This is a genomic window from Streptomyces sp. NPDC048483 (assembly GCF_040651455.1).
Lineage (GTDB): Bacteria > Actinomycetota > Actinomycetes > Streptomycetales > Streptomycetaceae > Streptomyces.
The window spans coordinates 85,167-94,883 of sequence record NZ_JBEZJZ010000026.1 but is presented as its reverse complement, the minus strand read 5'-3'; the positions used below and the strand labels follow the sequence as shown (position 1 = coordinate 94,883).

Below are 9,717 nucleotides of genomic sequence, written 5' to 3'. Positions count from 1 at the left end.
GGTTCTTCAACAACGGTGGCACGGCCGCGTATGTCGTGCGGGTGGGTGGTTCCGGCGTCGATGAGCCCGGGAAGAACCGCCGTCGGCCGCCTCGCCGGACTGCGTCAGTGAGCGCCGCCCTGCGCCTCGAGGCGCTTGTAGGAGGCCTCGATCTCGGCCTCGGCGTCGGCGCGGCCGACCCAGTCGGCGCCCTCGACGGACTTGCCCGGCTCCAGGTCCTTGTAGACCTCGAAGAAGTGCTGGATCTCCAGGCGGTCGAACTCCGAGACGTGGTGGATGTCGCGCAGGTGCTCCACGCGCGGGTCGGACGCGGGCACGCACAGCAGCTTGTCGTCGCCGCCGGCCTCGTCCGTCATCCGGAACATACCGATGGCGCGGCACTTCACCAGGACGCCCGGGAACGTGGGCTCGTCGAGCAGGACGAGCGCGTCCAGCGGGTCGCCGTCCTCGCCCAGCGTGCCCTCGACAAAGCCGTAGTCGGCCGGGTAGACGGTCGAGGTGAACAGGTGGCGGTCCAGTCGGATGCGACCGGTCTCGTGGTCCACCTCGTACTTGTTCCGCGAACCCTTCGGGATCTCGATGCAGACGTCGAACTCCACGGGTGGCTCCTCCATGATCAGCACATACTTCTGGTGATTAAGTGTCCCTCACGCTGGTGTGTGATCGCGAAAGGGGCTGGTCCGAGGTGCCGGAGACCAGGTCGTGGCAGGTCAGATGGGTCGGTTGGGGCCGTTCCGCGGTGCGGGCGGCAGCCGGTGCGGGACGGGCCGCCGCGCAGTTCGTGGCCGATGAATGGTTCTTCGCCCGCCAGTGGTGGCGGAAGACCCCGCGGCAGCGCAAGCAGACATGGCAGCTGACGGCAGGCTCCGCCGTGGCCGGACTCGCGGTCGCGGCCTGGGCCGTGGCCGTGGCCGGTCCCTGGGACTCCGGCCAGCGCACGGCCGAGCGGGCGCTGGCGGCTGCCGAGGACGGCGCAGGCGAGCGTCACGATCCGGCGGCGCGGCCCGCCACGCCCCACGCGCCACCCGTACTGCCGGCCCTGGGCGGCCCCGTGCCCACCGGCCGCGGCGCCGCCCCCGTACCCACCCGCGCCGGCCTGGCGGACGCGCTCGCGCCGCTCCTCAAGGCCCGCGAACTGGGTCCGCTGCGCAGCGCCTCCGTCCTGGACGTCGCCTCCGGGCACGAGGTCTACGGCGTCAAACAGGGCGCACCCACCACCCCCGCCTCCACCGTCAAGCTCGCCACCGCCGTGGCCGCGCTCACCGCCCTCGGCCCCGACCACCGCATCAGCACCAAGGTCGTGGCCGACGGTGCCGGGCGCATCGTCCTGGTGGGCGGCGGCGACCCCACGCTCACCGCCCGCGCCCCCCGGCAGGGCACCGGCGAGCGGCCGGCGAACCTCCGCACCCTGGCCGACGACACCGCCCGCGCCCTCAAGCAGCGCAAGACCACCAAAATCGCGCTCGGCTACGACACCTCGGCCTACACGGGCCCAACCCTGCACCCCATCGGCCCCAACGAGAACCTCGCCCCCGTCACCTCCCTGATGGCCGACGAGGGCCGCCTGGACACCAGCGACCACGGCACCGCTCCCCGCGCAAGCGACCCCGCGGCCGCCGCGGCCCGTACCTTCGCCAAGCTGCTCCACGACCGCGGCATCACCGTCAAGGGCACCCCGAAATCCGCCAGGGCCCCCAAGAAGGCCGACCGCGTCGCCGCCGTCGCCTCCCTCCCCCTCTCCACCCTCGTCGAGCGCATGCTCACCTTCAGCGACAACGACATCGCCGAGGCCCTGGCCCGCCAGACCGCCCTCGCCACCGCCGAACCCGCCGGCTTCGCGGGCGCCGGCAAGGCCGTCCACAAGGTCCTCGCCGCCCGGCACCTCCCCCTGGCCGGCGCCGCCTTCAAGGACGGCAGCGGCCTCAACCGCGACGACAAGGTCTCCGCGGGCCTCCTCTCCCACCTCCTGCTGCACGCCTCCTCGCCCGAGCACCCCACCCTCCGCTCCGTCGTCACGGGCCTGCCCGTGGCCGCCTTCACGGGCACCCTCAGCGGCCGCTACGCCCAGACCGCGGGCGCCGGAGCCGTACGGGCAAAAACCGGTACCCTCACCGGCGTGAACACCCTCGCGGGCACGGTCGTCGACGCCGACGGCAGACTCCTGGTCTTCGCCTTCATGACGAGCGGCACCACCGACCCCCGAGGCGCCCAGAAGGCCCTGGACAGGCTCGCGTCCACGGTGGCCAACTGCGGGTGTCGGTAGCGGTTCGCCTGGACGCCCCACGTTGTCGGCTTTCCCGCCGTGGGGGAGCAACGGCGAAAACCCCATGGCGGGACAGCCGACAACGTGGGGCCAAGGCAAAGCGCAGCGAACCGGTGGGGAGAAACCCCAAGTCGGCTACCCCGAAGCGAAGCGTCCCCGTACGGTGAACCCATGACGAGCATCGGTGGAACCGAGATGGTCGACTGGAACCTCGCGGTGGCAACCGCCACCCGCCTCGTACGACCCGGCCCAGAGGTGAGCCGCGACGAGGCACGGGCGATCGTCGGCGAACTACGAAAGCACGCCAAATCCTCCGAACTGCACGTCCGGGAATTCACGGGCCTGGCACAGCCGGGCCTGGCCGATGGTGAACCGCACGACACCCCGGTCCTGGTGGTGGACCGGCCCGGCTGGATCAGGGCGAACGTTGCCGGGTTCCGCGCCGTACTGAAGCCCCTCCTGGCCAAGATGGAGGACCGCCGCGCCGCGGTCCCCGGCGGCGCGGTGCTCGGCGCGGTCGGCGGCAAGGTGACGGGCGTGGAGCTCGGCATGCTGCTGTCGTTCCTGGCCTCGCGTGTCCTCGGCCAGTACGAGACCTTCGCCCCGGCCTCGCGCGATCTGCCCGCCGCCGCACAGGGCGGCCGCCTCCTCCTGGTGGCGCCCAACATCGTCCACGTGGAGCGCGAGCTCGAGGTGGACCCGCACGACTTCCGCCTGTGGGTGTGCCTCCACGAGGAGACCCACCGCACCCAGTTCACGGCGGTGCCCTGGCTGCGGGACCACATCGAGGGCGAGATCCAGTCGTTCCTCGCCGAGACCGACATCGACCCGGGCACCCTTCTGGAGCGGCTGCGTGAGGCCGCCCAGTCGCTGGCCGGCGCCAAGCCCGAGGGCGAGGAGGGCGACGACGGCAGCCACTCGATCGTCGACCTGGTCCAGACGCCGGCCCAGCGCGAGATCCTCGGCCGGCTCACCGCCGTGATGTCCCTGCTGGAGGGGCACGCCGATTACGTCATGGACGGCGTCGGCCCCGACGTCGTGCCCTCCGTCGCCGAGATCCGCGAGAAGTTCCAGAAGCGCCGGGCCAGCGGCGCGGGCCGGCTCGACCAGGCGCTGCGCAAGCTGCTCGGCCTGGACGCGAAGCTGCGTCAGTACCGCGACGGCGAGCGGTTTGTGCGGGCCGTCGCCGAGGAGGTCGGCATGGACGGTTTCAACCGCATCTGGACGTCGCCCAACACCCTCCCCACCAAGCAGGAGATCGCCAAACCGGCGGACTGGATCGCGCGGGTGCATCGCAAGGCGGACGGAGCCCCGTAAGGGAGCCGTACTGGACACGCGCGCCACGCGGCAGAAGAGCGCCCCTTCAATCACCCGTCTGAGGGACCGTGGTCCATGGATAGGCGTGCAATGCTCGGGGAACCTCCCGCCTCTGTCACCATCTAGGCACTCTGTGTGATGGCGACGGCGTGACGAACACCATGACGCCGCCGCTGTCCGCACCCGAGGCTCCCAGCTGAACGATTGGAAACGGACATGGGTCCCCATCCAGCGGTCGCCGCGATACGCCTGGCGGTCCGCCGCGTACTCCACGACGTACTGAACCACCACCTTGTGCAGGGCCGGCACGACTCCCCGCTCGTGCTCGTCGCCTGCTCGGGCGGCGCCGACTCCATGGCGCTCGCCTCTGCCCTGGCCTTCGAGGCCCCCAAGCTGGGCGTACGGGCCGGGGGCGTCACCGTCGACCACGGCCTTCAGGAAGGCTCCGACCTCCGCGCCGCCGAGGTCGCCCTCCGCCTGCGGGCACTGCGGCTCGATCCCGTAGAGACACTCACCGTCCAGGTGGGCAGAGAGGGCGGGCCGGAGGCCGCTGCCCGTGATGCCCGCTACGCCGCTCTCGACGCCGCGGCGGAACGCCATGGCGCCGCTGCGGTCCTGCTCGGCCACACCCGCGACGACCAGGCGGAAACGGTGCTGCTCGGTCTCGCCCGCGGCTCCGGGACCCGCTCGCTGTCCGGGATGGCCGCAACCAGCGGAACGGACGGCCGCTACCGCCGCCCGTTCCTCGACGTCGACCGCCAGACCGCCCGCAAGGCCTGCCTGATGCAGTCGCTGCCCGTCTGGGACGACCCGCACAACACCGACCCCGCCTACACCCGCTCACGACTGCGTCACGAAGGGCTGCCCGCACTGGAGAAGGCGCTCGGCAAGGGCGTCGTCGAGGCGCTCGCCCGTACCGCCCAGCTCTCCCGGGACGACGCCGATGCCCTGGACGCCTGGGCCAGTGACGCCGAGGCCGCGGTGTTCGACGACGCGGGCACGCTGGACGTCGCCGCGCTCTTCGCGCTGCCCCCCGCGGTACGCCGCCGGGTGCTGCGCCGGGCCGTCATCGCGGCCGGTTCACCGGCCGGTTCGCTCTTCGCCCGCCACATCGAGGAAGTGGACCGGCTGATCACCGCCTGGAGGGGCCAGGGGGCCATCAACCTCCCCGGGCGCGTCGGTGTTCGGCGCCAGGGTGGCAGACTGGTCATCCGGCAGGGCTGAGCCGCAGCACGCTGCCCAGCTTCAGCAGCCGCTTTCATGAGCCGTACGACGGATATCCGACAGATAACCGACGGATTTCCGGCGGATCATGAAACGGCCGGTCAGGAACACCGAACCGAGCGAAAGTGGCACGGGTGGACGACAAGGACATGGGCACCGACCTTCAGTCGGTACTCATCACCAAGGAAGAGATCGACGCGAAGCTGGCGGAGCTGGCCGCGAAGATCGACGCGGAGTACGCGGGCAAGGACCTGCTCATCGTCGGCGTTCTCAAGGGCGCCGTGATGGTGATGGCGGACCTGGCGCGCGCGCTGTCCACCCCCGTCACGATGGACTGGATGGCCGTGTCCTCCTACGGCGCGGGCACCCAGTCCTCCGGCGTGGTCCGCATCCTCAAGGACCTCGACACCGACATCAAGGGCAAGCACGTCCTGATCGTCGAGGACATCATCGACTCCGGCCTGACGCTGTCGTGGCTGCTGTCGAACCTCGGCTCGCGCGAGCCGGCCTCGCTGGAGGTCTGCACGCTGCTGCGCAAGCCGGATGCGGCCAAGGTCGCCATCGATGTGAAGTGGATCGGCTTCGACATCCCCAACGAATTCGTCGTCGGCTATGGCCTCGATTTCGCGGAGAAGTACCGCAATCTGCCGTTCGTCGGTACCCTCGCGCCACACGTCTACGGCGGCTGATGCGGCCCGGCGGGAACCCTTCGGGGCCTCCCGCCGTTGGAGCAGGGAGAACGGAATCCCCGGCTGTATGTTCACTGTCGGCGCAGGCGCCGGGTGACAATGCTGGGGTACCGTCCGAAGGCAGTTCTTTTTCGGGCCAGTAATACACCGTACGCACGACCAGCCCTCCCAGAGGGGCGGGCGTTGTGCCTCACTGTGGCAGGAGGGACGGGGCCTTACACGGCTCCGTATGGATGGACGTGAAGCGATACTTCCGTGGGCCGGTCATGTGGATCGTGCTGGCCGTCCTCGCCGTGGTCGTGTTGATGCAGGTCGTCGGCTCGTCCGGCGGCTACAAGACGGTGGACACCGGTCAGGTCGTCAAGGCGATCGCTGACAACAAGGTGAAGTCCGCCGAGCTGACGACCGGTGACGAGAACAAAATCAAGATTGAGCTGTCGGGCTCCTACAAGATTGAGGGCTCCAACAAGCTCCAGGCGAGCTACATCGGCGACCAGGGCGTCGATGTGGCCAAGAACCTGCAGGCCAAATACCAGACCGGCGGCATCAAGGACGGGTACACCGTCTCCCCGGAGAAGCAGAACCCGTTCGTCGGGATGCTGATTTCGCTGGTCCCCTTCGTCGCCATCGTGATCATCTTCCTGTTCCTGATGAACCAGGCGCAGGGCGGCGGCTCCCGGGTGATGAACTTCGGGAAGTCCAAGGCGAAGCTGATCACCAAGGACACCCCCAAGACGACCTTCTCGGACGTCGCGGGGTCCGATGAAGCGGTCGAGGAACTCCACGAGATCAAGGAGTTCCTCCAGGAGCCGGCGAAGTTCCAGGCCGTCGGCGCCAAGATCCCCAAGGGCGTGCTGCTGTACGGCCCGCCCGGCACCGGCAAGACGCTTCTTGCGCGCGCCGTCGCCGGTGAGGCGGGGGTCCCCTTCTACTCGATCTCCGGTTCCGACTTCGTCGAGATGTTCGTCGGTGTCGGTGCCTCCCGGGTCCGCGACCTGTTCGAGCAGGCCAAGGCGAACGCCCCGGCGATCGTCTTCGTCGACGAGATCGACGCCGTCGGCCGGCACCGCGGTGCGGGTCTCGGCGGTGGCCACGACGAGCGCGAGCAGACCCTCAACCAGCTCCTGGTCGAGATGGACGGCTTCGACGTCAAGGGCGGTGTGATTCTCATCGCCGCCACGAACCGTCCCGACATCCTCGACCCGGCGCTGCTGCGCCCCGGCCGTTTCGACCGGCAGATCGCCGTCGACCGTCCGGACATGCAGGGCCGCCTGGAGATCCTCAAGGTCCACCAGAAGGGCAAGCCGGTCGCGCCGGACGTCGACCTCTCGGCCGTCGCCAAGCGCACCCCCGGCTTCACCGGTGCGGACCTGTCGAACGTCCTCAACGAGGCCGCGCTGCTGACGGCTCGTAGCGACGGGAAGCTGATCAACAACCACTTCCTGGACGAGGCGATCGACCGCGTCGTGGCCGGACCGCAGAAGCGGACCCGGATCATGTCCGAGAAGGAGAAGAAGATCACCGCGTATCACGAGGGCGGACACGCCCTGGTGGCCGCGGCGTCCCCGAACTCCGACCCGGTCCACAAGATCACGATCCTGTCCCGCGGCCGGGCCCTGGGCTACACCATGGTCCTGCCCGACGAGGACAAGTACTCCACCACCCGCAACGAAATGCTCGACCAGCTGGCGTACATGCTGGGCGGGCGCGCGGCGGAGGAGCTGGTCTTCCACGACCCGACCACCGGTGCTGCGAACGACATCGAGAAGGCCACCGCAACGGCCCGCGCGATGGTCACGCAGTACGGCATGACCGAGCGGCTCGGCGCGATCAAGTTCGGCACGGACAACTCCGAGCCGTTCCTGGGCCGTGAGATGGGTCATCAGCGCGACTACTCCGAGGAGGTCGCCGCGCTGGTCGATGAGGAGGTCAAGAGGCTCATCGAGACCGCGCACAACGAGGCGTGGGAGATCCTGGTCGAGAACCGCGACATCCTCGACAACCTCGTGCTGACGCTCCTGGAGAAGGAGACGCTCGGCAAGGAGGAGATCGCCGAGGTCTTCAAGCACGTGGTCAAGCGCCCGGCCCGCCCGGCGTGGACCGGCTCCTCGCGTCGTACCCCCTCCAGCCGCCCGCCGGTGCTCTCCCCCAAGGAGCTCGCCCCGGCCAACGGTTCCGTGCCGACCACCGCCACGGTCTCCACGGAGAAGGTGGAAGCCCCCGAGGAAACCACCCCGGAGAGCTGATCCGGAAGCCCGTACGGGCCCCGGAATGAATGCCGCGCCCCGCAGGTTCTAGCCTGGGGGGCGCGGCATTCCGCGTTTCAGGCGGGCGCCGAGCGGGCGCAGAGAGAACGAGGCACCACATGACGGACCCCGTGACGCTGGACGGCGACGGCACGATCGGCGCATTCGACGAGAAGCGCGCCGAGAACGCCGTGCGCGAACTGCTCATCGCCGTCGGCGAGGACCCGGACCGCGAGGGGCTGCTGGAGACGCCGGCGCGGGTGGCGCGGGCGTACAAGGAGATACTGGCGGGCCTGCGGCAGGCCCCCGAGGACGTCCTGACCACGACGTTCGATCTCGGGCACGACGAGTTGGTCCTGGTCAAGGACATCGAAATCGTCAGCCTGTGCGAGCACCACCTTCTGCCGTTCCACGGCGTGGCGCACGTCGGGTACATCCCGTCCGAGAACGGCAAGATCACCGGCCTGTCCAAGCTGGCCCGCCTGGTCGATGTCTATGCCCGCCGCCCGCAGGTGCAGGAGCGCCTCACCACTCAGGTCGCGGACTCGCTGATGCGGATCCTCGAAGCGCGCGGGGCGATCGTGGTCGTCGAGGCCGAGCACATGTGCATGTCGGTGCGGGGAATCCGCAAGCCCGGCGCCAAGACGACCACCTCGGCGGTGCGGGGCCAGCTGCGCGACGCCTCGACCCGGGCCGAGGCGATGAGCCTGATAATGGCGCGATAGCAGAGCCGTAAGCGCGTAGCCGGCACGGCCGGTCGCGCCCTGCCGGTCGTGCGGCGGTCCGTCAGGGCCTCCGTCAGGGCCTGAGGTGGCCGCCCATCCACTCCAGGGCGGCGGGGATTTCGCGGCGCCAGGTGTTGAAGTTGTGGCCGCCGCTGTCGAGGATGATCGACGAGATGCGGGTGGGCGACTTGGTCTGCTCGATGAACTTCAGGGTGCGCGGATAGTTGCCCTCGCCCTGCTTACTGGTGGTGACCAGCAGGTTCACCGGCGGGGCGGGGCGGTGGCGCTGACGCCACAGGAGGTTGTTCTCGCGTTCCAGCTGGGGGTTGCCCCCGAAGAGGTCGCCGGTCGTGCCGTCGATGGGCGCCCGGTAGGCGCCGGAGAGGGCGACGGCGGTGGAGAAGGCGTCGGGGTGGCGCATGGTCATCTTCAGGGCGCAGTAGCCGCCGGTGGAGTCGCCCATGACGCCCCAGCTCCGGGCCTGGGTGCTGACGCGGTAGTGCTCGGCGATATTGGTGCGCAGATCGCGGGTGAAGAAGGTCTCGGTCTGCGGGCCGCCCGGGACGTCCATGCATTCGGTGTCGCGGGGCGGCGCGACCGTCGGCCGCATCATGACCAGAATGGTCGGCCGCATTTTGTGCCGCTTGAGCAGATCGTGCTGGGTCTGGGGAAAAGCCAGCTTTTTGTACAGCGCCTCGGCGGTGCCGGGGTAGCCCGTGAGCACGAGCGATGCCGGGAACTTCTTTTTCGCGTACTTCTTCTGGAAATACTGCGGCGGCAGATAGACATATGCTGGGCTGCTGATCTTGGACTCCGCGCCGCGGACCAAGACCTTCTCGACCCGGCCGCCCTTCGTTGGCCGGGAGCCGCCGGGGATGCTGATCCGCTGAGCGCCGAGCATCTGGAGCTTGGTGCCGTTCGGACCGGTCTCGTAATTCGTGACCACGCCCGGCTGCTGTTCCTGGCCGAGCAGGTCGGCCCAGGAGGCGTAGAAGCCGAAGGAATTGTTGGCAACGAGGCCAACGGTGGCGAAGAGGGATATCTGGGTGGCCAGCAACAGACCTATACGGCCGAGGACGGAGCGCCAGTTCCCCTTGGACAGACGCGGCCAGAGCCAGATGGTGAGGACGAATAGTGCTACCGCGACAAGGACGGCAATAAGCAGCACTTTCTTGCTGGTGAGGCCCATGTGGTGCTTTCTGCCGGGCGGCCGGTCCAGCCTGGCCGCTGGTGGAACCCCGAGCCCTGAAACG

At 69.4% G+C, this 9,717-nt stretch carries 8 protein-coding genes; 6 read left to right on the top strand and 2 right to left on the bottom strand.

The genetic code is table 11. The features are described from left to right. Positions 1-104: 104 nt before the first annotated feature. Positions 105-599 carry an inorganic diphosphatase gene (locus tag AB0D04_RS16670; RefSeq protein WP_053922704.1) on the bottom strand — a complete coding sequence of 165 codons (495 nt, stop codon included), beginning with the start codon at positions 597-599 and terminating at the stop codon, positions 105-107. Between the two features lie 86 nt (positions 600-685). Here AB0D04_RS16670 and dacB point away from each other — a divergent pair, with 86 nt between their 5' ends. From dacB to folE, 6 genes are all read left to right on the top strand, one after another. Beyond that, on the top strand, positions 686-2,263 hold the full coding sequence (gene dacB, locus AB0D04_RS16665; RefSeq protein ID WP_362703419.1) for a D-alanyl-D-alanine carboxypeptidase/D-alanyl-D-alanine-endopeptidase: 1,578 nt from the start codon (positions 686-688) through the stop codon (positions 2,261-2,263). Positions 2,264-2,434: 171 nt separating this feature from the next. Continuing rightward, entirely contained in the window at positions 2,435-3,580 is a 1,146-nt protein-coding gene (locus tag AB0D04_RS16660) for a zinc-dependent metalloprotease (RefSeq protein WP_362703418.1), read from the top strand. Between the two features lie 216 nt (positions 3,581-3,796). Beyond that, the gene (gene tilS / locus AB0D04_RS16655) at positions 3,797-4,804 is read left to right on the top strand and encodes a tRNA lysidine(34) synthetase TilS (protein WP_362703417.1); all 1,008 of its coding nucleotides are present in this window, start codon (positions 3,797-3,799) and stop codon (positions 4,802-4,804) included. Between the two features lie 149 nt (positions 4,805-4,953). Then, positions 4,954-5,493 (top strand): hypoxanthine phosphoribosyltransferase, encoded by a 540-nt coding sequence (hpt, locus tag AB0D04_RS16650; protein WP_362703440.1) that lies wholly within the window; start codon positions 4,954-4,956, stop codon positions 5,491-5,493. A gap of 233 nt (positions 5,494-5,726) precedes the next feature. Next, complete coding sequence (gene ftsH / locus AB0D04_RS16645; protein WP_362703415.1) at positions 5,727-7,739, top strand: ATP-dependent zinc metalloprotease FtsH; 2,013 nt, start codon at positions 5,727-5,729, stop codon at positions 7,737-7,739. Positions 7,740-7,858: 119 nt separating this feature from the next. Further along, positions 7,859-8,464, top strand: coding sequence for a GTP cyclohydrolase I FolE (gene folE, locus AB0D04_RS16640; protein WP_362703414.1), 606 nt, complete (start codon positions 7,859-7,861; stop codon positions 8,462-8,464). Positions 8,465-8,537: 73 nt separating this feature from the next. On the opposite strand, the gene AB0D04_RS16635 is transcribed toward folE, so the two are convergent. Further along, on the bottom strand, positions 8,538-9,653 hold the full coding sequence (locus AB0D04_RS16635; protein WP_362703412.1) for an alpha/beta hydrolase-fold protein: 1,116 nt from the start codon (positions 9,651-9,653) through the stop codon (positions 8,538-8,540). Between the last annotated feature and the right edge of the window lie 64 nt (positions 9,654-9,717).